We start from the raw sequence: 25,425 nt of genomic DNA, 5'->3' as shown, positions 1-25,425 counted from the left end.
CTGCCAACTCGTTTTTATTGATGCAAAATTTCCGCTATTCTATTAATTCCATCAACATCTTTCTGCCATCAAAATCAATTTCCTGTTTGAATATTTTTCTAGTTGACGTGTCAATGTAATAGGTAATTATGGCAGTGTTGTTTGAAATATCATCGGTAGTTTCAACTTTCCAAACTTGTCTCTCTTTCCCATTAAAACTAAAAGTCGTTTCTTCTGTATTTTTAATTGTTGCAGTAATCACGCCTATTCCGGCTGTGGGATTATAGTTAAAAATTGAAATAGTGTTTGAGTATGAATCTTTTAAGGGAAGAAATCTTATTAATTGAGGATAGAAATTGCTATCAAAAAAAGAGGTTTTAGGCTCTTCAGCAATTTCTGTTTTGGTATCTGTTTTTTTATCTAAATAATAACCAGTAATTTTTTTACCGAATTTTAATACCATATCTCTTTGTTGATTGTATGACGAATGATATTTAGGCTCAAAATTCTGTATTCCAACAACGGTACTGTCAATCCATTTTGTAGTTGACTGTGTCATGTTTACCATTGTTATAATGCATACATTATCTTTTTTTTTCTGAATTTCTGTTTGTACTTTTCCTATTTGCATCTTATCAGAGCCGTTAATCATAAACCAATTCATCTCCGATGTTTCGGACTTCATAAGTTTTTTGATAGCTGAATTATTTATTGGACTTAATAATGTTTCTTGACTAAATACCTGAATATAAGTTCCAATCGTAAATAGTAAAATGTAAAGTGCGTTTTTCATTTGCTTAAATATTCTTTGTTGTTATGTAAAATATTTGATGACCATTTATATCTACTCTTTGGCCTTTGTTCTTCCAAGCAAGTACTTCTTTATCCATTCCCAGTTTATTATGTTTCGTAACACCACAAAGTTACTTGTTGGGTATGATAGAAATTTGTAAAAATCGGTCGTTTTCGTTGCTAGATAGGTTTTTCGGAGTGTGATTGGTATACTTTTTTATTTCTTTATTAAAATGGGATCTGTCGTAATAGTTTTGGTTTGATAATAAATCTCCTTCTTTGATGTCTTTGAATGATGCAGAACATCGTAATATATTACAATAGCTTTTTAGTGAAAGCCCGAACATTTTATTAAAATATCTGTTGATTTGCCTACTAGACCAAAACACTTTATCAGCAAAATAACTCACGCTATGATTGCCTTTAGTTTGGCTTAATAACCTAAAAAGATGAAGTTTTCGGTTGTCTAGATTATTTTGCTTATCAATTTCATGACTTATTATTGAACTTAACTTATCAATAGTTTCTAAGTTTTCGGAAAAATCTAACATATTTAGATCCCAAAAATTATTGGGTAACTTTTTTTCGGAGTTTAATAATGGAGCAATACTTTCACCGAATATATATTCCGCAGCTAGTAATTTGAATTGTATTCCGAAAAGTTGATGATTTGGTGGGATTGCCACTTCAATCTCTTTTGTATATGTTCCGGTTAGCACTGTACTATCGTATTCGTAATTATCAAAGCGAACGATAATATCAAAAAAACCGTCAGGCAAAATTGTGTAATCTATATTTTTTGATGAATCGTTATCTAACCACCAAAAACATCTGATATAGGGTTTCAAAATGGCATTCGCTTTTTGTTGGTGGTAGATCATATTCAATACTTTAAGTTTGTTACTCACGTTTATTTATATTCGTGTACGACAGCATATTAAAATTAGTCCTCAAGCACGACTTTTAATCCATTTAACAACTGATTAATTTCCTCCATACTGTTGTAATGTAAAAAAGAAATTCTTAAAACTCCAGGTTGCCTTGGAATATCTAAATCTATAAGAGGTCGAACCGCATTAAAATTGCCTATACCTAGCATTAATTTGTGCCCTGTTAAGGATTCATAAACATTTTTAAGTTTTTTTTGTTTAGGGATAATAGAAACTATTGGCGCCCTTAATTCTGTATTATCAGGACCTATTATTTGAACATTATCACAAGATCTTAAAAAATCAAGTAAGGGCTCCAAAAGGGCTCTTTCATGTTCGTGAAATAATCTATTCAATGCTTTGTTTCTCTGAGCAGGTTCTGCTTCCTCATCAAAATGATGTTTATAAACCGCATCAAAATAATCTAATATTCCGTTAGCAGCTGCAATTTGCGCATGATCAGGTCCTGCTGGTGTTAACATACTCTTTGTTATCCCATCCTTGAAAAAATGAGATTGATTTTCCATTTGTCTTATCAACTCATTATTTATGTACATCAACCCTAGATGAGGTCCAAAGGTTTTGTACAATGAAAAAAGATAAATATCCATTCCCAGATCTTTTACATCCGGAAAACCGTGTGGAGCTAAACCAACTCCATCAACCACTGATAGTGCCCCATGCTTATGAGCTATTTGGCTAATTTCTTTAACAGGGTTAATATGACCTATTACATTCGAACAATGTGGATAAGCAACCATTTTTGTGCGGTCAGAAAATAAACTTTCTAATTCATCTAAATTTAACAATCCTGTTACCGAATGTACGTGCCACTCTACAATTTTTATTCCTTGGTCTGCTAATTTTCTCCATGCACCTGCATTGGCTTCATGATCTTGACAAGAAACAATGATTTCGTCACCATCCTTCCACATTGGACGCATAGCATTTGCCAAAACATAAACATTTTGAGTTGTGGATGGGCCGAAATGAATTTCTGAATCTTGAACATTCAAGTAATCAGCCATTCTTTTATAAGAAGTCTCCATCAATTCTCCCGCCAACATAGAAGCTGGATAGGGATAATTAGGCTGCACCTTGTTTTTCATGTAAAAGTCGGTCAATCTATTAATTACTTGCATACAAGGATAGGATCCTCCGGCACTTTCAAAAAATGCCCACCCTTTTAGAGTAGGTTCTGAAAAAGCGGGAAATTGTGAGCGTACAAATTCTAAATCAAGTTTCATTATTAAATAGTAGTTTTAAGTAATGGTCTACATTACAAAATTGAGGAATTTGAGTTCAGTTTAATAGGGTGTAAATCACGAATTTTATGTGATGTACATCACATAAAAAGTTAAATATGAATAATAAATACTCACTGAAGTATTCTATCAAAAATCGAGTCATATCTAAGTATAAAAAACTCGTTTAGGCATTTTTTACTTGTATACTATTTCCTTACAGGCTCCTACATCTGGTGCCCTTCTATCTAAAACAAACAATTAAATATCACAATCTAATACTTGTTTAACATCTAAGTTGAAAATAGCCTTCTTTCTTTTTAATTGCATTATTCCTTGAGAAGGTGGCTTGTTTAATTCATCTTCATCTCTTTAGTGTGTAAAAGCCTTAAAAGCAATATTTTAAATTTGTAATCAAAGTTTTTGATTTAAGAGTTTTCAGCTCTGCTAGAAAGAGGTTCAGCAAAATATATCTTATTTTTTGTCATATTTTACATTAGGTCAGTTTTTTAAATTTGCCAAGTGTTTGGGTATGAGTAGTTACGGAAAAGGACGTGCGCCAGTTTCCAATTAGTAATTAATTATACTCGTTGTTGGCAACTGGCTTTTATACTAAGCTATATGCTTTTTCTGAGAGTAGAAATAAAATACTATTCGAAACATCGGAAGGATTACCATTTCTACCAATTGGATGAAATCCATTAAAGCCTTCCAATGCTTTTTCAGCTTCTTCTTTCCCTCCAAAAACTCCGTGATAAACGGGTGTGTTTACTACTGCTGGAGAAACTACATTAACTCTGATATTATCATCTGCTAATTCCATAGCTAAATGTTGAGTTAAAGAATGTAAACCTGCCTTTTGCATATTTCACCTTCTTTAAGTAAATAATCTTTTTTTTCGAAAGTCTTTTGAGTAGATTTCGTCTATTTCCACTTCACTAAACTCAACATATCTACTAAAATGTTTTTTGATTTGCTCTTTCATTTCGGGTGAGTTTATATTGTTGTGTACAGTTTATGTTCTTAATTCGTGAATGTAACTGATTATCTCATCATCTCTAACAATAGCTAATGCATTAGGGTCCATTACAAAGTTATTTAAAGGTAACTCTCTGAAATAATATGGTTCTTGATAAACCTTAAAGTTTGCTGATTTTAATACTCTGATTAATCTTATTTCAGTTTCCTCTTTACTTTCTTTACTAATATACATTGATTATAATTCTTTAAATATGTTTACTCCAAGCTCTTTTTTCCACTTTCAGTGGACATTTCAAATTCCTCCTTTAGAATGAGTTTGTCATCTTCATAAGAAATTTCGCAAACGGAAGTTCCATGACCCATTATTCCAAAATTTCTCCCATATTATTTCTATGTCTTTGGCAGATTACCATTTTCATAGGTTGTTTTTATAGAAATTCCAATAATTTTAAATTCTTTAATGACTTGATCGCTTCTTGTTTTTTCTTCTTTTAGATTTAAAATAGGTGGGGCCAACTTCATAGGAATATACAAACAGTAATATGTCTAATCAAAATGCACTTGGACAGACGAATACCTTAAGTGAATTGGAAATAAACATCATTATTCAATTCAATTTATTATTTTCGACTATACCTAAAAATCCCTCAACGATACTAATAAACTAAAAATATAAGTTTCAAAGAATTTGAAGACTGTTTCACTATGGATAGAATGCCTTCAGAAGTCTGTAAATTGTTATTTAATAAACAACTTTGTATTTGCAAAGAACATCATTAATGGTTATCCTGATAAAGGATATTATGCTTCTCAACAAAATATTATTAGGAATATAAACGCTTACTAAATAGGCTTTTTTCTGTTTTTTGGAGCGCTGATTGAGAATTTTAAAATTGTAATCAATTGATTCATAATGCTTTGTGGTTGTTTGAATCTACTCGAAAAATGCAGTGTGTTCAAATTGTTATTTATACTAGTACGCATTATAAAATTAACATAAAATTAAGAAGATATGTGAGAAAGTCATTATAATTTTACTGGTGAAATAATCTTTGTAAAAAAACGAAGTGAAGTTTCATTATCGTTTCTTATTTTTTATTAGAGATAAGAAATGTTTAAAAAGTGAACACAGGTCAAAAGCAAATTTTGCTAACTGACCAACCCCCGGTGTGATATTCGAACTTTTTCGAATCTTAATATTACCAATACCCCATTAATTACTTTTTTTTAAATTGATAAGAATCAGTTGATTGGAAAATACTAATTGACCAACCAGAAGTATGTCCAATCTTAAAAATGCATATCTACAATCGTCTATTGATGCTCATAACTTCTTTAATTGAACTTAGAAGATTAAAGATTTTTATCAACTTTTAATAAACCGACTTAAATAATGGCTACACCTAAACCTAACCAGATTTTTTAAAACCAAATAAGAATCAGTTGATTGGAAATGCTAATTGACCAACCATAAGTATGTCCAATTGTTAAATATATTTATCCACAACCACGTATCTAAGATCTATTGATATTCCAACTTTATTAATTGATCCTAGAAGATTAAAGATATTTTATCAACTCTTAATAAACCGACTTAAATAATGAATACACCTAAACCTAATCAGACCATATATCCGAGAACGGTACTGGAGAGAAGAAGAAAAAGAAATGAAAAAAACTGGTATGTTTTTTATACTTCACCACGTGCCGAGAAAATAGTATACAACGATCTTTTAGCAAGAGAATATGATGCGTTTCTTCCATTGACTAAAACATTAAAAGTTTGGAAAAATAGACAGAAAAAACTCATAGAATCTCCACTTTTTCCAAGCTATATTTTCGTAAATACTAAAATGAGCGAGATATATGATATCTCCAGAATTCCCAAAATAGCTACATATATTAAATGTGGACAAAATCCTTCCGTCATTCCACCAAATGATATAAATACTATTAAAAAAATGCTATTACTTGAACAAGATGTTTCTGTCGAAACTATTTTTTGCGAAGGAGAGCAAGTAAAAATTGTTCACGGGCCTTTAACCGGGCACGAAGGCATTTTGGTACAGGAAAAAGGTAAAACAAGATTTGGGATTCGTCTCAAAGAAATAAACCATACAGTGTTTATTAATGTTTGTACCAATATTTTACAAAAAGTAAATAGTCCCTGTACAGTTAAAGAAAAGTAGCCACCCACTCCCTGTATTTTCAAAATATCCCTTCGGTGTTAATCTAGATGTTTAACACTATTCACCTTATGTCTTAAAGTTAAATCTGCTTAAAACGAAAAAAGCACTTTTATACTCGAGGAAGGGAACGAATAGATATTAATAAATTTTTATAAAAAGTATCAGAGGTATTTGTTGAGTTTTTGCAGTATAACACCTACAAAAACTCAGCAAAATATTAACTATTCAGGTACTTTTTCATAGTTATTACAAAGAAAATGATAGATAAAGAAATACTATTAGAATCAACAGAGAGTTATCTTACATCTCTTATATCCGAAATTGCTGAAATATCAATAGGAGATAATTGTATTTCTACTCCATTTCAGGAATTAGGGATTGATTCATTTCGTATTCTGCAGATTATTAAGAAATTAGAAGAGGAATTTGGAACTTTACCAAAAACTTTACTTTTCGAAAATTTCAATATTGGTGATTTAAGTAATTATTTCGTTGATAAATATGAGGAGGTACTTCAGGAAAAATTTAAGAAAGAAGGAGATGATAGTTATGTAACCGAGCATTCTGATGAGGAAACATTAAATTCTACCGAAGAAATTTCGGAAGTAGTTAACAATCAATTAAAAAATACTTCGCAAAAAACGGCCATTCTTATACTAGAAAAAGAAGCTATTAAACATCCTGAGTTACAGGAATTAGTAAAAAAGCTTTTTAATCAACATAAGAATGAAGGTTCTGCATCAAGAGGTACAAGGAATATAGCTCCTAATCTTTTTATTGGCGCCGATAAAAAGGGATACTTTAACTATAGCCGTTATAAGGATATCATATTAGTATATAGCTATACAGGAGCCAAAGATTATCTACCCATTATTACAGAAGAAATATATCAATACTGTACCAAAAATGATTTTGAACTCAACCTTTTCACAGTCGAACAAATAGATTCGATTGGAGGAGTTTTATTTACTGCTACTCCCTTTGGCGTTTTGTCAAGGGTAAATATAAAAAACTTCACGCTTCAAGGAAGCAAGATGCGTCGTTTACGCTATCAGGTATCAAAGTTTGAAAGGACAGGAAAATGCAGAACCGAAGAATACCAGAATGGTTCTAATAAAAAGATAGATAAAAATATTGCCAGAATTATAGATGAATGGTGCGCCCCCAGGACAATGGTTAACCCACTCATCTATATGGTTAAAGAAGAAATTCTATCTGGTAATTTAAGTGTAGAACACAGGCTTTTTCTAACATATCTTGACGATGTCCTACAGAACGTAATCCTTATTTCAAGATTGTCATCAGAAGAAAATGGGTATTTAATGGATTTAGAATTCTACCCAAAGGATATGCCCTTAGGAGGATTAGAATTTGCAATCGTGAATATTATCAAAATTTTAGAAGACGAAGAGTATACCACTTTAAGTTTAGGAGGTACGTATGGTTGTAAACTAGACTCTTCATCAAATGCAGATTCTGAACTGGACAAAACACTGGATTATCTGCGTGGGCAAAATATTTTTAATGATGAAGGAAATTTACAGTTCAAAAATAAATTTAGACCAGAGCATAATACTGTATTTCTTTCTAGGCCTGTAGGAAGCAACCCTGATAATGTAACCGACATTATTATGATGATTGCAGATCCAATGAAAATGCAAACTTCAGATGAAGAAAATCACACCTTCTCCAAATTAAATAAGCAAGCTGCTGCATCAGAACTAAAAACAAGGAAACAGGATACATCAAATACAATTGGAAAATTTAATCAGGTTAAAGGAAATGAACAGGAAGAGAAACACAGATTGGTGATTGAAGGAGAAGAGCGATCTGTTATGTTATCAGAGTATGGTTATAACCCATTGAATATTCCAGATGATCAGGTTACGTTTGATCTGAAAACCGACTCGTGGGCTCAATTGGAGTTACCCGCTATTCAAAACCAGTTAGGCTTTTTGTATACGCAGCTTCAACAACCGGTAGATTTGGTCGAGAGCTTAAAAAGTATTTTCCCATTTTCTTATTTTACGTTAACTACTGCTGGTCGCACTGCAGAACGCGCTTTTTGTAAATCTTGGCCTAAAAAAGGGAAAGTACTTCAGAATTTGCTTTTTCCTACCACGATTTTCCATCAGATTGAAAATGGATTTACACCAATAGAGCTACCACATCCCGAGGTGTACAGACTAGATTCTGAAGAACAATATAAAGGAAACCTAAATTGGGAGACTCTTAAAAAGCAAGTAGAAGAAGATCCTAAGTCTGTGGCTTTTGTTTTTATCGAGATGAATGATAATGCAGCCGGCGGAGCGCCAGTATCCTTACAGCATCTCAAACAAGTTAAAAATTTCCTTTCAGAATATGCAATTCCTCTTGTTTTTGATACTACAAGAATTGTAGAAAATGCTTTATTTATCTTGGAACATGAAAACGAATTTATCGGTAAAAATGTTTGGGATGTAGTAAAGGAAATGACCTCTTATGCAGATGCTATAATTACAAGTCTGGCTAAGAATTTTTGTGTAGACAAAGGAGGATTGATCGGTACAAATGATGTTGAACTCTACAATAAAATTCAAAATTTTGTTCAGGAAGAAAGCATTGGGCTTGATGTAATCGATAAAAAAGTCATTGCGTTATCCTTTCATAACAAGAATAAAATTGAGACTCGAGTTCGTAATAGACTACAATCTGTACGGACAATCTGGAGAGTTTTAAAACAACAAGGAATTCCTGTCGTACAACCAGCATTAGGACACTGTATATTGATTGATGTTAAACAGGTTCCCGAATTTAAATCATTTAAGTACCCTGTAGCGTCATTTGTATCCTGGTTATATCTAAATACTGGGATTCGTGCAGGGGCTCATAATGTAGGAATGCAAAAAGACACAGAAATTAATAATCTGGTGCGCTTGGCCATTCCGGTGGGTTTAAAACATGAAAAAATAGAGGAAATCACCAATAGGTTGATTAAAGCCTTTAAGAAAAAAAATAATATCTCTGAGATCTTACCAGAGGAAAATCAATCAGAAACATTTGGGAATATCTATACCAATTTTAAACTCAAAAAATATCATAACCCTTCTGGAGAAGTAGTTTCAAAAACACTTAATTCTGGAGCCTCTTCAATAGATTCGGCAACCAAAGAAAAATCTACACAAACTGATCTAGATATTGAGGTAAAGGAAACTGAGGCAAATGAGGGTATACAAAGTAATAAACCTTACCAAACAGGAGATATTGCTATTGTTGGGATAGCCGGCCGTTACCCTAAGGCCAAAAACATGAATGAATTCTGGAACAACCTGGTTCAAGGAAGAGATTGTGTTGAAGATATCCCCGATACCCGTTTTGAGCAACGCCTTCATAATAAATTTTCAGAGAAATACCGCGGAGGATTCATCGATGATGTAGACAAATTTGATTCGCTGTTTTTTAATATCTCTCCTAGAGAAGCAGAATATCTGGATCCTCAGGAAAGGCTTTTTCTTGAAGTGGCCTGGGAAACACTCGAAGATGCTGGTTATTACCCAGAAACATTAATAGACGACAATGCTCCCCGAAATATAGGAGTTTATGTAGGAGCAGTATGGACACTTTATCAGGTGGTCGGTACAGAAGAAAAACTAAAAGGGAATTTTGTTAGTCCCAGTTCACATTTATGGGGCATTGCCAATCGCGTGTCGTATGCTTTTAACCTTTCTGGCCCGAGTTTACCTATAGATACAGCTTGCTCCTCGAGTCTAAGTGCATTATATCTGGCCTGTGAAGCAATCTATAAAGGAGAATGCTCTGGCGCCATTGTAGGAGGAGTTAATCTTGATGTACATCAAAGTAAAATAGATATTAATAAAAGTGGAGGAGCACTTTCAGCAGATGGCGTATGCCGTACCTTCGGTAAAGGTGCTAACGGCTATGTAGCTGGTGAAGGCGTTGGTGCCGTTTATATTAAACCTCTTGATAAAGCAGTAAAGGACGGAGATCATGTTTACGGAGTGATCAAAGGTATCGCCGTCAATCATGGTGGAAAAACCAGTGGATTTATGGTGCCCAGTCCTAAATCACAAGCACAGGTAGTTACTGCAGCATTAGAGAATGCAAAAATTGACGCCCGAAGCATTGGTTATGTAGAAGCGCACGGAACAGGGACAGAACTAGGTGACCCTATCGAAATTTCGGGTTTAAATACTGCCTTTCAGGAATATAATGTAGATAAACAAGAATGCTCTATAGGTTCAGTAAAAACCAATATTGGGCACCTTGAAGCCGCAGCGGGTATCGTAGGATTGCACAAGGTACTTTTGCAAATGAAACATAGAAAACTTGTTCCTTCCCTGCATTCTTCTGAGTTAAATCCTTTCATCGATTTTAAAAATTCACCTTTCTATGTAGAGCAAACGGTTAAAGAATGGAAACCTAAGGAAATTGATGGTGTTCAATACCCTCTTCGAGCAGGAATTAGTTCTTTTGGAGCAGGAGGAGCCAATGCACATATTATCATTGAAGAATACGTAACTCCAGTTGAGCAACAAAAAGAATTACCTTCAAAATTTAAAGAGTATATCTTTCCGCTTTCGGCCAGAAATGAAAATCAACTTCGGGAAACAGCAGTTCGCTTGCGCACATTCCTTCAGAAAGATTTATCAGAAGAAGAACTACTTAACAGTAAAGATATAGCTCATACTTTACAAATAGGAAGAAAATCTTTTGATCATCGCCTGGTTATTATTGCAAAAACAAAAAAAGAACTGGTTCAAAAACTTACTTCATTTATTGACGGCAAGCAAGACAATACGATGCATGTTGGAGAAGTAAAAAACAGTCAAAATATTACACGTTTATTAAATCGTAAGGAGAAAGAAGAGTTTATTAAATTCTTATCTCAGAGTGGAGATTTAAGTAAACTAGCCCAACTCTGGAGTGTTGGATTTCTTGCAGATTGGCAAGGAATACAAGCTCTGGAAAAAGGAGTAAAGATTTCTTTGCCAACTTACCCTTTTGCAGATAAGCGACACTGGATTTCTGATGATACTTCAGAATCATCTAACCTTACCTTACATTCAACCACAGCCCTTCATCCGTTAATCGATTCTAATGAATCGACATTCGAAAGACAGGTTTTCAAGAAAACTTTTCATGACAGGGATTTCTTTATATATGATCATCTGGTATCGGAGATCCCAACTTTACCAGGTGTTGCTTATCTGGATTTTGCAAGAAAAGCCGGAGAACTTGCGACGGGAAGAAAAGTTCAAATGATTAAAAATATCCTCTGGTTAAGTCCACTCACGGTAGTTGATTCGGCTCCCAGAGAAGTATTTATTGAACTGAAACCTAATGGAGAATCTGTACATTTTGAAGTATTTAGTGAAGAAGAAAATAATGCAAAGCAGATATATTCGCAAGGGAAACTTCTATACGCAACCCATCAGGAGTTGACTGCAGTACCCGAATATATAGATTTAGAAGAAATTCGTACGAGATGTTCAAAAGTTACCAATGGAAAGGAAGCATATCCACTTTTTAAATCACTGGGACTGGATTTGGGGCCAAGTTTTCAGGTGCTTCAGGATATTTTCAAAAATGACGATGAAATATTAGGAGAACTTCTTATTCCAGAAATCAGAAACAACGATTTTAATGATTATCTGCTTCACCCTTCCCTTGTGGATGGTTCTTTCCAAGCAGGTATGGCAGCACAATTAGGAGCACAAACCGGAGAAATGTTTGTACCGTACTCAATTGGCGAAGTCGAAATTATGCAACCACTAAAATCAAAATGTTTTAGTTATGTCAAAAAGGTAAATAACCCTGGTTCTAAAGTATCTAAGGTGAATGTTTTTATTGTGGATGAAAACGGAATGATCCTAGTAAAAATTAGGGAGTCTATAGGAGTTCCACTTGTTAGTGTTCACGAAAAGCCGGATCAGACCAAAGAAGAAGAATATTCAAAACTGTATTATTCTCACGAATGGCACGAATCTTCATTAGAACAAGAAAAAGTAACACTTGATGAATCAGGGCCTGTTTTACTTTTTAGTCCAGATGAAAAACTCCGAAAAGTTTATAAAAATCGATTTAAGAAGGATGACGATATTATACTGGTCGAACCTGGAGATTCTTATGAGAAATTAAGTGATCAGAGGTACAAGATTAATCCACAAAATGATAAGGATTTTAAGAATCTTTTTGAAGCTTTGAATAAGGATATTATCAAGAAAATATGTTTTGCGTGGCCAATAGATATAGCATTAAAAGAAGAAGGCGAGTATAACGAAGGGTTTTTAGGTAGATCGTTTAATAAAGGCATTTACTCCTTCCTTATCCTATGCCAATCGCTGATCGAACAAAAGCTCGATAATGTTCAATTATTATATCTGTATTTAGGGCAAAATGATAGTATCCAACCGCATCATGAAGCAATGAATGGATTTGCTAAAACCCTTCAGATGGAACATCCAAAACTGTATTGCAAGATCTTGGAAATCCAACAGTCAAAGAGTTCTTATGATAAAATCCTGGATATAGTTTTGACAGAGTTGCATCCTGATACTTTTAGTGCGATGACTATTCGTTACCAGGAAGAAGAACGTTATATCAGAAAAGTAAAAGAATTTTCTCTACTCCAAGCTAAAGGTTCTGGCCCTACCGATGGTTTGGGATTGAAAGAAAAAGGCGTATATATTATTACCGGAGGAGCAGGAGGATTGGGGCTCATTTTTGCTGAATATTTAGCCACTCAATGTAAAGCGCGATTGGTGCTTACTGGTAGATCTAAACTCTCGAGTGAACGTAAAGCCAAGTTAGATGAATTAAATGAAACCGGTGCCGAGGTAATGTATATGTCAGCAGATGTTTCTACCCATAAAGATGTTGAGAACCTTATTAAAAAGACGAAATCAAAATTTGGAGAAATCAACGGAATCATTCACAGTGCAGGTGTTTTAAGAGATTCATACATAAGAAATAAAACACGTGAAGAAATGGAAGCGGTTTTTGCTCCTAAGGTATATGGAACTCTCCATTTGGATGAAGTAACCAAAGATGAAAACCTGGACTTTTTTGTGACGTTTTCATCCCTTGCAGCAGTTGGAGGAAATGCAGGCCAGTGTGATTATTCATTTGCCAATCACTTTATGGATTCCTTTGCCGGTAAACGAAAATCGTTACAGGAAAAGGGAGAACGATCAGGAGTAACACTAAGCCTTAATTGGTCTTTGTGGGCAGATGGAGGAATGAAATTGGATGAACAAACTGAACTCTTCTTCAAAAAGAATCTGGGAATAAAACCTTTAAGTATTGAAACTGGCCTGGAAGCATTTGAGAAAGGTCTTCATGCCAAAAAAACTCAATTCATAGTATTAGAAGGAATACAAGAAAAAATAGAAAGAGCCTGGGGCATTAATGAGAAGAAAATTTCTGAACCTGTATCATCAAGCGATGTAACCTCACTTGATTCTGAAGTACAGGTGGTGGATCAAAAGGCAGATAAAGAATTGTTCACGATAGTTCGGGGTACACTATCTGAAATCGTTATGGAATTATTGAAACTGGATCCAGAAGATATTTCGTACGACAAAATATTATTAGATCTGGGGTTTGATTCCATAGGTCTAACAACTTATGCAAACCGAATCAATGAATTTTATAAACTGGATGTAACTCCAGTACTCTTTTTTGAATATCCTTCGATTAAGGAAATCGCAACATTTCTCTCGAGAGAACATAAAAATGAAGTACTGGGTGTTCATAAAATTTCAGGTGCTTCTACTTCATCAGACACCAAGAAAGAAGCAACTCAATCTTCAACGGAAAAAGAAAAATATGTTGATGGGGAGAGAGTTGTATTTAACATTGATAAAGGATGGAATGGCAATGCATCGGATCAACAATCACATACTCAAACTTCGGGAATTGGATTATCCACAGAAAGCCGTTTTATTGATCAGCCGATCGCTATAGTTGGAATGAGCGGGGTTATGCCAGGATCAAAAGATTTAGAGGAATTTTGGGAAAACCTGGAAAACGAAAAGAATTTAGTCTCTGTAATTCCTGAAGACCGTTGGAATTGGGAAGATTACGACGGAGATCCTTTTAAGGAGAAAAATAAGACCAACTCTAAATGGGGAGGTTTTATGAATGACGTAGATAAGTTTGATCCATCATTCTTTGGAATTTCTCCTAGAGAAGCAGAAATGATGGATCCACAGCAACGAATATTTTTAGAAACCGTCTGGAAAGCTATTGAGGATTCGGGGCATAAAGTTTCTGACCTGTCAGGTACCAAAACAGGGCTATTTGTTGGCGTAGCGACTAGAGATTATGCAGATTCATTAGTAGATAATCAAATTCCGCTTGATGGATATACCGCTTCAGGAAACTCCCATTCTGTATTGGTTAACCGGGTTTCTTTCCTATTAAACCTTCGTGGGCCTAGTGCTCCACTTGATACAGCATGTTCCAGTTCTTTGATTGCAATCCATAGGGCAATAGAATCGATACATACAGGAAGTTGTAATATGGCAATAGTCGGAGGAGTACAGTTAATGCTTACCCCAGCAGCTTATATTTCATTTGGGATGGCAGGTATGCTAAGCGGTGATGGGAAATGCAAAACCTTTGATAAGAGTGCAAATGGATATGTGCGAGGGGAGGGATCAGGAGCTATATTCCTTAAACCTCTGGATAAAGCAGAAGCTGATAGAGATCATATTTATGCAGTTATAAAAGCAACTACCGAAAACCATGGAGGAAAAGTTACCATGCTTACGGCTCCTAATCCTGTAGCCCAAACTGATTTGCTGGTTGAAGCCTATGAAAAGGCTCATATTGACCCCTCAACAATTGGGTATATCGAATGCCATGGTACCGGTACCAGTTTAGGCGATCCTATTGAAATTCAGGCTCTGAATAAAACATTTTCAGAATTATATAAAAAGCATAATAAAGCTTCAGCAGAAACTCCTCATTGTGGTTTATCCTCTGTAAAAACTAATATTGGTCATCTAGAGACTGCTGCTGGAATAGCTGGTGTTCTGAAAGTATTGTTATCTCTAAAGCATAAAAAAATACCAGGAACACTCCACTTTGAAGAACTTAATCCATACATCAACCTTAAAGGAAGTCCGCTGTACATCGTGGATAAAACACAGAACTGGGAAACTATAAAAGATGATCAAGATAATACCTTACCCAGAAGAGCGGGAGTAAGCTCTTTTGGTTTTGGCGGAGCAAATTCTCACATCGTTTTAGAAGAATATATTCCGAAAGAAGATCATTCACCAGTTGAATCAAAGGAACCACATATCATTGTGCTTTCTGCAAAAACCGAAGATCGACTTAAAGTATATGCTCAATTGTTATACGACCACGTAGAAAAACATAATGATAATCTTTCGGATCTTGCTTTTACACTACAAATCGGTAGGGATGAGATGGCTGAACGTTTGGGACTAGTTGTAAGTTCAACCGAACAATTGAAAGAAAAACTTTCCGTTTATCTAAGTCAAAAAGAAAATATAGAAGATGTTTTCTACGGAAGGGTTAAACAAAATAACAGTTCAGATTTTATAGATTCAGAAGGAAATAATGACTCTTCAGAAACACTAATAGACAAGTACTTTAGGGATAAGAGTTATTCTAACTTAACTGAAGCTTGGGTAAAAGGCATTAATATTGATTGGATGCAACTTTATAAAGAGGCAATCCCCAGACGCATTAGTTTGCCAACATATCCTTTTGCACGTGAGAGATACTGGTTTAATCTGGCTGATAGTGAAAAGTCAAAATCTAATGGAGAATTTGAAAAACTTCATCCGTTGTTACATTATAATTCTTCGACACTAAGTCAGCAATGCTATACTTCAATCTTCAGTGGCAAAGAATTTTTTGTAAAAGATTATAAGATACAAGAGCAAAATGTGATGCCTCTTACTACCTATTTGGAAATGGCCTATGTAGCAGTAGAAAAAGCGATGCCAGATTTTAATGAATCGATAATTCTGGAGTTACAAAATACTTCATGGGAACACCTGCTTACTTTTAAAGAAAAAAGGGAAGTCAACATATCCCTTTTTGAAAATGATTACAAAGGAGTTGACTATGAAATTTATAGTACTGAAGGAGAAAAAGAAATAATTCATTGTCAAGGACAAGTTGCACCAGGAAGAGATCAGGCTTCAACAAAACTTGATATAATGCAACTCAAAACTCACTTCGCAGCAGAACCACTGGATCCTGAAAAACTGTATGACATTTTAGAGCAGATGGATATGAGTTATGGTCCTTCTCTTAAAGGAATAAAAGCCTTTTATAAGGGAGAAGATCAAATACTTGCTCGGTTAAGTTTACCAAAAACTGTAGAAGATAATTATGAAAGTTATACTCTTCATCCAAGTATTCTGGAAAGCTCATTTCAATTAGCAATTGGCTTATTGACCGATCTGGATCCGCAATTAAACCAACCCTTATTACCATTCGGAATAAGATCTATGACATTATTTTCTCCCTGCGATAGAGAATTGTACGCCTGGGTTCGTTATTCAAAAGGAAGCAAACCAGAGGATAATACGGTTAAAGTGGATATTGATCTTACTGATGAATCGGGTAAGGTATGTATTAAGATGAAGTCTCTGGCATTTGACAACACCTTACATAAACGATCGATTAAAGGTTCATATAAGAATTTTGAAATGTTAGTAAATGCCGTGCAAAATTATGATTCAAACCAGACAGAATACGCTGAGATAGTGGATTCTGATGCTAGTTTTGATAAATTATTAAAAGATGTATACTAAAGGAAAAGTAAAGTCATGACAGTAATCGACGATATATTGGAAAAGATTGTTTCAAAGAAAATAGAGAAGAAAGAAGCTTTAAAATTCTTTGAAGAATTACCTGAAAATGAGAAAAATTATATGGTTTCTAAACTAAAAACACATTTATCAAATAGTGTGAATATGGTGGAGAATAATTTTTCTGATAAAAAAGATAATACACTTAAAGCAGTGACCGAGCTTCAATTAAATGAAGAACATAAGGGATTCATTGATCAAATGGCTCAGAAACTAGAAAGAACTGCACCTAAATCCAAAGAGAACGCATCTAAGTGCCAGGAGTATTTTGTAGATCAAAGAAGAACTGGAGGATTGAAAAAAGCCTTAAAGCGTTTACAATTTCATCTAACTTATAGTAAGGGTGATGGAGCATATCTTTATGATATTGACGATAATAAATATATTGATATAGCCAGTGATAATGGGGTTAACTTATTTGGTCATCAACCAGCCTTTATAAAAGAGGCTATCTCAAAACGGTTGGATAAAGGGTATCCTTTGGTAGGGTATACAGAAGAGCTTTCTCAGGCAACCAAACTTTTTAGTGAACTTACAGGCCATGAAAGGGTTCTTTTTACACAATCCGGAACAGAGGCAGTTATGTGGGCAATAAGGATAGCTCGAGCAGCTACTCAAAAGAAAAAAATAGTAATTTTTGAAGGAGCGTATCATGGATTATCTGATACAGTACTTGCAGCCAAAGATCAGTTTGGCAATAGCATAGCAATGGGACTGGGAATGATCCAGGAATTTGCCGATGAGCTTATTGTCTTGGATTACGGAAACATGGACGACCTTAATATTATAGAAGATAGAGCAGATGAAATTGCGGGTGTTTTGGTAGAACCAGTACAATCTAGAAACCCGGCTAACCAGCCTATTGACTTCCTGAAAGAAGTACGTAAGCTGACCCTTGAAAAAAACATCTTGTTGGTTATGGATGAAATGATCACTGGATTTAGGGTTTGTTGTAACGGAGTGCAAGGTCTTTGGAAGATTAAAGGAGATCTTGCTACTTATGGAAAAATCCCTGCTGGTGGTATGCCTTCAGGAATGATCGCCGGACTTACTAAATACATGAATTATGTAGACGGTGGAGTGTTTGATTATGATGATAACTCTATGCCGAGTGTTAAAAAAGCACTTATGGCCGGGACGCATACAAGAAATCCTATTAAGCTAGCTTCTACACTTTCGATACTCACTGAAATTAAAAAAAGGTGTTCAACCTCAGAAAATGAAACTTGTGATTCTAACTCATGCTTTCTACAAGAATTAAATGAAAAAACTAGACTCATGTGTGAAGAGTTGAATTCTTTTTTTAAAGTAAAAAAGGTACCATTGATAATTGAATATTTCAGCTCATTATTTAGGTTTAAATTTCTAGATGACCCCAATGGAGTGGTGAAGGAGTTCGTTTTCGTATTGATGAGAATGAATGGTGTCGAAACCAGCCCTTCGGGCAATTGTTTTCTTACTGTAGCTCACTCCGATAAAGATATAAAATCCATTATAAGAATTGTAAAGAAAAGCATTGATACACTGTTGAAGGAAAATTTCTTTTATGTGTCTGATAGTATTGAAGAAGATGAAATTGAAGAAAATATCCAGTCGGCAATACCGGACATTCCCGATATGAGAAACGATCCGGAGCAAGAATCTATAAAAAATGATCAAATGGAAAAACTAAGGAAATTAATTATTTCTGATTTGAACAATTTCCAGGAAAAAGAAGTAACGATATGACGGTAGCAACAACTCAGAATATTTTACAAGAGATTACAAAGATTTTTGAAGCAACATTGCGGCTTCCTGCAGGGAAACTAGATGTTAATGCCAAGTTCGAAGATTTTGGTATTGATTCTATTATTTCTATGGAATTGATCAATAAAATATCCCATAACTTCGGTATTACACTATCTCCTTCAAAATTTGTAAATGTAAATACTACTAAAGAACTGGCTGATTTACTGGAAGAAGAAATAATTCCTGTGAATAATGATAATATCGGCAACATATCCGATACAAATAACCCATCAGAAACACAAAAAGAATTAGGAACCAAAAGTACTTCGGTTAAAAAAGGTATTAATTCTGTCTCGGCAAGAAGTCGCAAATTTAGGGATAGAAGATCGGTCAAGGAATCCTATCATGAGTTATTACATTTTATAAATCAAAGGTATAATATAGATCTATCATACCGTTCATTTAGGTCGGTTGATGAAATTGTTGACGTTTTATTGACTCATCATATTGATGATATGATGGATTATTACAACAATCTTCATCAAAGTAATGAGAACGACTTCAATGGAATAGAAAAACAGATGCCTGTTGCAAAAGTAACAACTAAACCATCATCCCAAACCTGCGATATAGCCATTGTAGGTCTTAGCTGTAATTTTCCGGATGCCCCTAATATTCAGACATTTTGGGAAAACCTAATGAATAACAAAAATAGCATTCAGGAAATTTCAAAGTCAAGATGGAATTGGGAAGATTACTATCAAGAATTAACATCTCCAGGTAAGACTGTTTCTAAATGGGGAGCATTGATCAATAATGTAGATTGTTTCGATCCGAAATTTTTTAACCTTGACCCAGAAGAAGCGATATTAATAGACCCTCAGGAGAGGTTGCTGATGCAAGAAGTCTATAAAGCATTTCAGGATGCCGGGATAGCGCCTAAAAAATTAGCCGGATCTGATACGGCTATATATGTTGCATATGAATACTCAGAATATGAAAATTATCTAAGAAAGAACATAAATAAAATACAGGTAGGCAAATATGGACCTGTTTTCACGTCTTCAAGCCCTACATATTACCTGGCAAACAGGCTTTCATTTTTATTTGATTTTTGTGGTCCCAGTGAGTCAATAAATGTTAATTGTGCCAGTTCTGCAGTAGCGATTAATCGAGCATATTACTCATTGCTCAATAATGAAAGTAGTACAGCGGTCGTAGGAGGTGTGTCTTTAAATTTATTTGCAGATGACTACATCTCATTATCACAATATGGTATGTTATCACCGACCGGAACGTGTGGAGTTTTTGATGATGATGCTAATGGTTTTACCCGAGGAGAAGGGGTGGCGGCAGTTGTTTTAAAAAGATTGGATGATGCCAAAAGAGATAATAATAGAATTTATGGTGTTATCAAAGGCAGTCATCAGAACAATAGAGGTAATGCCAGATTTTTGTCAGAAGTTAAACATGAGGCGATTACTAATGTCATAACCAACTGCTATAAAAAAACCGCAATAACCCCTGAGTCAATAAACTACATCGAAGTTGATGGATATGCCACAAAATGGGGAGATTCCTTTGAATACGAGGGGATTAAAAATGCATTTATAGGAGATAAATCAAAAGAAAAAAAATGCGCTTTAGGTAGTGTAAAAGGAAATATAGGAAATCTGGAAGCCGTTAGTGGATTGGCTAGCTTTATTAAACTGTCACTTTCACTGTATCATAAAAAGTTTCCAATGACCATATCTGGGAAAAAGATAAACACCTTTCTAGATATTGATAACCCGTCTCATCCTTTATACATAGCTAATAAGGAGTTGCCTTTTGATATGTTACGCAAACATAATGATACTCCAATTAGAGCAGGACTTAATTCCTTTGCAGATAGCGGAGTTAATTTGCATATCGTTTTGGAAGAATACCCTACTAAAGAGCCTGTATCCAAAATAGAAACTACCACATCATCTCAGTTATTTATTCTTTCTGCGAAAGATGATGAACGTTTGAATGAATACATTGATAGCTACATTGATTATTTATCTAATACTAAAGCTGATTTATCTTTTGAGGATTTGATCTATACTTTGCAGGTAGGTCGTGATGCCATGGATGAAAGGTTATCCATAGTAGCTTCCTCGCATGCAGATTTGCTTGAAAAGTTGATCATGGTCAAAAATTCAGATAAGGAAATATCGCTGGAAAAGGAAGGAATCTTTTATGGAAATATCAATCTCAATAAAGAAAATGGAATAATCAAAATCTTAACAAAAGATATGATAAGTACCATGATTGAACAAAGTTTAAAGGCTTCGCAGTGGGAGCAACTTGCACAACTTTGGACTAGTGGTCTTCTTATAGATTGGACAAAAGTTTGGAAAGACAAAAATACGCGCTTAGTATCCTTACCAGATTATCCTTTTGCTAAAGAGAAATATTGGATCGATATAGGTACTATAGAAAAATCAGAGGCTAAGGAAAAACAATCAGTACCAAAAAGTATAAAAGATAACGAGATTGAAGTAATTAACGAAAATCCCATACAGGCTGAGTGGTTCTTTTTCAGGTCTGATAACGGTGTGGAAAATAATCTCATGAAACCCGCCGAAAAAATAGAGCTTTTTCTGAAACATGAGATATCACTTCAAATAAACAAACCAATTGAAAAAATTCCTGATGATAGCAGTTTTTTAGACCTGGGGATGAATTCTATTGGTCTGATAACCATGATCGCTCAAGTCAATGATTTATTGGAAATTAATATATCACCAGCTATTTTATTCAATAATTCAGAAATTAAAACCCTTACCCAATATTTAGTGGAGAACTATTTGGAAAAAGCTCAAAAAATACAAGTTACTAATGATAAGGAGTATGAGAGCAAAAGTATAGGAAAAACAGAATCAAAACCTAACGAGGTAGTATCTAAATTGATGCGCAAAACATTGGTGCCCATGCAAGTAAAAGGTAAGAAACGACCTGTTTTTGCAGTTCCTGGTGCAGATGGGAACGTAATAACCCTGCAACATCTTATTTCAGCATTGGGGATAAAACAACCATTCTATGGTTTAGAACCGGTAGGGATTATAAAAGAAAATACTACACTTGATAGTGTAGAGGCTATAGCTAAAGCCAATATAGAAGCGATTAAAGAAGTACAGGCAACTGGTCCGTATCGTTTATTAGGATTTTCTAATGGTGGTACAATTGCCTATGAAATGACTAGGATTTTATTAGATCAAAAAGAAACCGTAGAAGCTTTAATACTTGTAGACTGTATGTCTCCTACAAAGGAAAGTGGTCATATGATTGATGATTTAGTAGAGGGGATTAAATCTATCTTCATTAACGCATCTGGCCAGAATGTGATCTTGGATGCAGAGCAACTTAAGCAGGTTTCTGAAAATGAAATTGTTGATTATATATATGATAACGTCAAGGATCTGGGGTTTAATTTTCCGAAAGAACAATTGGCTACAAGTATCTATACCACGATCGCCAATGATAAATATTGCCGTGCTTATGAACCTTCAAAATTACCAGAAGAAGTAGAAATATTACTCTTTAAAGCCACAGAGGGTTATACAGATGTATATAAAAATGCTCCTGAAGATTATGGTTGGAATGAATTACTGCATAAGCCTGTCCTTATCAACCCTATTGACGCTAACCATTTTTCAATTATTGATAAGGATAATAGCAAAAAAATTGCTAGAAAAATAAATGCTTTTTTCAATAAGACTACATCAAAGAAACCTACCATAAAGCAAAAAGTACTTCAAAAGCATTAGTAGACTAAAAATAGATAGCATACAATCAACCGATACCAGTAGAAATTAAGATCTATTGGATTACTGTTTAAACATGTAATACACCTAGTTATGAGCAAGAACTTAACATCCAAAACAAATTTTTTCGAAAATGTTACACAAATGGTTCGGAAAAGAAGATTGATTATTTGGTTAGCTTTTGTGGCTATTACAATATTTACATTTTTGGGGGTGCCAAAGACCAAATTTGATATGACTATTGAAGGATGGTTTCCGGAAAATGATGAGGTTTTGGTAGCGATGGATGAGTTTAAGGCAGAATTTGGAAGTAATGAAGGAGTTTACATAGCCTATAAACCTTTAGATGGGGATGTGTTTTCTACTAAATCTTTGGAGGTGATAAAGAAAATCCGCGAGGATATTCTCAAAACAAAGCATAATGATGATTCAACAGCGCTAAAACATATTGTTAAAGTCAACACTCTTGTTAACGCTTCTGTTTTAACAGCAGAAGGCGATGTATTGGTTTCCCGAAAACTGGTAGGGGATAATGTCCCAACTAGACAAGAGGATATAGAAGAGATTCGTAAACTTGCGCAATCTCAGAAGTCTTTTCCATTACTGTTCTTTTCAAAGGATATGAAGTATGGGGGAATGCTTATTGAAACTGACTTTGGGACTGAGCTACTGGAAGAGGAATCATCTATTGTTACAGAAGAAGGACTTGAGGATACTCTGGAAATGGATGAAATGGTTGTTGCCGATATGAATGAAATCAAAAAAAGCGAAGAAAGAGTTCGTTTTAAACGTGCAGACTTAAGTGAATTGGTTCCTTTAATGGAGGAAATCAATACCATCTTGGGAAAACCTGAATATAAAAAGCATTTAGAATACTATGCAGTAGGAAATGCTCCTCTGGCCTACGAACAGCAAGCTATAGCTATTAAAGAAGCAGGCCCGATTTATTTAGGGCTTTTATTGATAATATCTATTCTGTTATGGTTTTTTATCCGCTCATTTAGTGCGGTAGCCTGGTCACTTTTAATAGTTATAATAAGTGCCGTATGGACCGTTGGTTTAGCAGGTTGGTTAGGTGTAGAAGTAACAGTCTTTTTAATGCTAACGATCATGTTGATCCTAACCGTTGGAGTATGTGATGCCGCCCACATATTTTCGGGCTACGTATATTTCCGAAATGAGGGAAATGACAGAAAAACATCAATACAAAAAGTATTTGCATCAACTAATAAAGCAATTGTATTGACTGCGTTTACTAATATAATAGGTATGTTAGCTTGTTTTCTGATTCCAATTCCGCGTATTCAGGTCTTCGGTATTATGTCTGCGGCGGGTGTAGCTTTTGCTTGTATTCTTACCATCTTCTTTTTGCCCTTATTATTGGATGTGTGGGCACCTGGAAGGGAAAATACACAACAAAAAAAGAAATTCAGGTTATCGACAGGAAAGTACCTACCCAATTTTTCCATGTTTTTACAAAAAAGATTGAATAGTGTACCGTCTATAGTGCAAAAGAATCCTATTAGTATTATTTTGTTATTTCTGCTAGTGTTAGGAATAAATATTTATGGCGTAACTGTACTTAAAATAGATACTAACATCGCTAACCAATTTGTCGAAGGTAGTCCTTATAGAGAATCTGCGGAAATTATTGACAAAAAAATGATGGGAAGTCTGAATATGGAAATTTACCTGGACTTATCCAAGACAAACGCATTTGAAAATCCATTTGTACTTAATACAATTGATGAATTACAACGAAAGTTAGAAACTAAATATAGTGATGTAGTTGTTAGAACATCATCTTTGGTAGAAGTTGTAAAAAAGGCCAATAAAACATTGAATGAAGAAAAGGAAGAGATGTATATTATTCCCGACAATCAAAATGCTTTATCCCAAACCCTTTTTCTTTTTAACCTGGCAAACCCAGAAGATCGTAGAAAACAAGTTTCTGACAATTACAGTAAATCTCACATTTCTGTACAATTATATAATGTTGGTTCTCTTAAATATTTAAACATATACGATGGTATGCAAAAGGATATTGATGAAGCAGTAGGAGCACTCAAACAATACTACCCCGACACCAGAGTATCAATAACAGGAGCGCTTCCTATGAATATGAGGTTTGTGCAGGTTATTGTTAGTAATGGATTACAGGACATTATTATGGTACTGATAGCGGTGACCATAGTCTTAATTTTCGTTTTTGGATCTATACAGGGAGGCTTGATAGCGATTATCCCTAACCTTATTCCATCAATGTTAACCTTAGGGTTGTTGGGATTGACTGGGCGATCTGTAGATATAGATATACTGTTGTTACTTCCGGTGGTAGTTGGTATTTCTGTAGACGACACTGTACATTTTATCAGTCATTATCGAGATAAGCTAGTGGCAGATGGAGATATTAAAAAAGCTTTGTATCATACCATAAAAGAAGTTGGTCAGGCAGTTACTTTTACAAGTTTAATTTTAGGATTAGGCTTCGGTATATTATCCTTTTCAGCTATGGAGGGAACAGCAAATGTTGGAAAATTTGGTTCAATTGCGATCTTTTCAGCTTTAATGTGTGATCTTTTCTTATTACCAGCGTTAATTTTGGTCTTCAAGCCAAAATTTCAAAAGAAAGGTAAACCAAAATTTCAAAGAAAAATGGTAGTGCAAAAATGACTCTAAGTAAAGTCATAAAAAGGTAAAATGGAAACCCTCCAGTATTTACATAATTTGACTTAATACAAGGTAATAAATGGAAAACCATTTTGGTCATTTGACCAATAGGAGAACAACCAGAGCAACCGGTGTTTTCTTTTGGCTTTTGTTTAAAGGAGCCAAGACCAACAACGTATTACTCTTGTGGATATGGTTTGATTATCTGTAGCAAAGGTTGTTTAACCTTATAGTTTATTATTAAAATTTTTTTCAACCTAAATAAA

General features: G+C 34.5%; 10 protein-coding genes and 1 pseudogene. 6 read left to right on the top strand and 5 right to left on the bottom strand.

The annotated features are described in order from the left end of the window. Positions 1-34: 34 nt before the first annotated feature. The 5 genes and pseudogenes from Z054_RS0109590 to Z054_RS32695 form a co-directional block, all read right to left on the bottom strand. On the bottom strand, positions 35-772 hold the full coding sequence (locus tag Z054_RS0109590) for a DUF3108 domain-containing protein (RefSeq protein WP_024769854.1): 738 nt from the start codon (positions 770-772) through the stop codon (positions 35-37). Between the two features lie 130 nt (positions 773-902). Beyond that, entirely contained in the window at positions 903-1,652 is a 750-nt protein-coding gene (locus Z054_RS0109580) for a helix-turn-helix domain-containing protein (RefSeq protein ID WP_024769853.1), read from the bottom strand. A 62-nt stretch (positions 1,653-1,714) separates the two neighbouring features. Continuing rightward, positions 1,715-2,947, bottom strand: coding sequence for an aminotransferase class V-fold PLP-dependent enzyme (locus Z054_RS0109575; RefSeq protein ID WP_024769852.1), 1,233 nt, complete (start codon positions 2,945-2,947; stop codon positions 1,715-1,717). 604 nt (positions 2,948-3,551) lie between these two features. Then, positions 3,552-3,812: pseudogene (locus Z054_RS0109570) on the bottom strand (SDR family oxidoreductase); the annotation flags it as partial. 147 nt (positions 3,813-3,959) lie between these two features. Beyond that, complete coding sequence (locus Z054_RS32695) at positions 3,960-4,157, bottom strand: DUF6196 family protein (RefSeq protein WP_024769850.1); 198 nt, start codon at positions 4,155-4,157, stop codon at positions 3,960-3,962. A 1,369-nt stretch (positions 4,158-5,526) separates the two neighbouring features. On the opposite strand from Z054_RS32695, the gene Z054_RS0109550 reads away from it, so the two are divergent. The 6 genes from Z054_RS0109550 (at position 5,527) to Z054_RS32580 (ending at position 25,370) form a co-directional block, all read left to right on the top strand. Next, positions 5,527-6,114, top strand: coding sequence for a UpxY family transcription antiterminator (locus Z054_RS0109550; protein ID WP_024769849.1), 588 nt, complete (start codon positions 5,527-5,529; stop codon positions 6,112-6,114). Between the two features lie 257 nt (positions 6,115-6,371). Further along, a complete protein-coding gene (locus tag Z054_RS0109545; protein ID WP_024769848.1) occupies positions 6,372-16,913 on the top strand; it encodes an SDR family NAD(P)-dependent oxidoreductase in 10,542 nt (3,513 codons plus the stop codon). A 15-nt stretch (positions 16,914-16,928) separates the two neighbouring features. After that, complete coding sequence (locus Z054_RS28185; RefSeq protein ID WP_024769847.1) at positions 16,929-18,698, top strand: aminotransferase class III-fold pyridoxal phosphate-dependent enzyme; 1,770 nt, start codon at positions 16,929-16,931, stop codon at positions 18,696-18,698. Beyond that, complete coding sequence (locus tag Z054_RS0109535; protein ID WP_024769846.1) at positions 18,695-22,492, top strand: beta-ketoacyl synthase N-terminal-like domain-containing protein; 3,798 nt, start codon at positions 18,695-18,697, stop codon at positions 22,490-22,492. Before Z054_RS28185 ends, Z054_RS0109535 begins: the two co-directional genes overlap by 4 nt. Positions 22,493-22,582: 90 nt before the next feature. Further along, positions 22,583-25,162, top strand: coding sequence for an efflux RND transporter permease subunit (locus Z054_RS0109530; RefSeq protein ID WP_024769845.1), 2,580 nt, complete (start codon positions 22,583-22,585; stop codon positions 25,160-25,162). Between the two features lie 76 nt (positions 25,163-25,238). Then, the gene (locus Z054_RS32580) at positions 25,239-25,370 is read left to right on the top strand and encodes a hypothetical protein (RefSeq protein WP_262482427.1); all 132 of its coding nucleotides are present in this window, start codon (positions 25,239-25,241) and stop codon (positions 25,368-25,370) included. The last annotated feature ends 55 nt before the right edge of the window (positions 25,371-25,425 follow it).

This window comes from Aquimarina macrocephali JAMB N27, assembly GCF_000520995.1.
GTDB lineage: Bacteria > Bacteroidota > Bacteroidia > Flavobacteriales > Flavobacteriaceae > Aquimarina > Aquimarina macrocephali.
This window is presented reverse-complemented; position numbering and strand designations above follow the sequence as displayed.

Coding starts and splice junctions, on each gene's coding strand:
- Z054_RS0109535 (WP_024769846.1), top strand. CDS start 18,695: ATGACGGTAGCAACAACTCAGAATATTTTACAAGAGATTACAAAGATT.
- Z054_RS0109590 (WP_024769854.1), bottom strand. CDS start 772: ATGAAAAACGCACTTTACATTTTACTATTTACGATTGGAACTTATATT.
- Z054_RS0109550 (WP_024769849.1), top strand. CDS start 5,527: ATGAATACACCTAAACCTAATCAGACCATATATCCGAGAACGGTACTG.
- Z054_RS0109580 (WP_024769853.1), bottom strand. CDS start 1,652: ATGATCTACCACCAACAAAAAGCGAATGCCATTTTGAAACCCTATATC.
- Z054_RS0109530 (WP_024769845.1), top strand. CDS start 22,583: ATGAGCAAGAACTTAACATCCAAAACAAATTTTTTCGAAAATGTTACA.
- Z054_RS0109545 (WP_024769848.1), top strand. CDS start 6,372: ATGATAGATAAAGAAATACTATTAGAATCAACAGAGAGTTATCTTACA.
- Z054_RS32695 (WP_024769850.1), bottom strand. CDS start 4,157: ATGTATATTAGTAAAGAAAGTAAAGAGGAAACTGAAATAAGATTAATC.
- Z054_RS32580 (WP_262482427.1), top strand. CDS start 25,239: ATGGAAAACCATTTTGGTCATTTGACCAATAGGAGAACAACCAGAGCA.
- Z054_RS0109575 (WP_024769852.1), bottom strand. CDS start 2,947: ATGAAACTTGATTTAGAATTTGTACGCTCACAATTTCCCGCTTTTTCA.
- Z054_RS28185 (WP_024769847.1), top strand. CDS start 16,929: ATGACAGTAATCGACGATATATTGGAAAAGATTGTTTCAAAGAAAATA.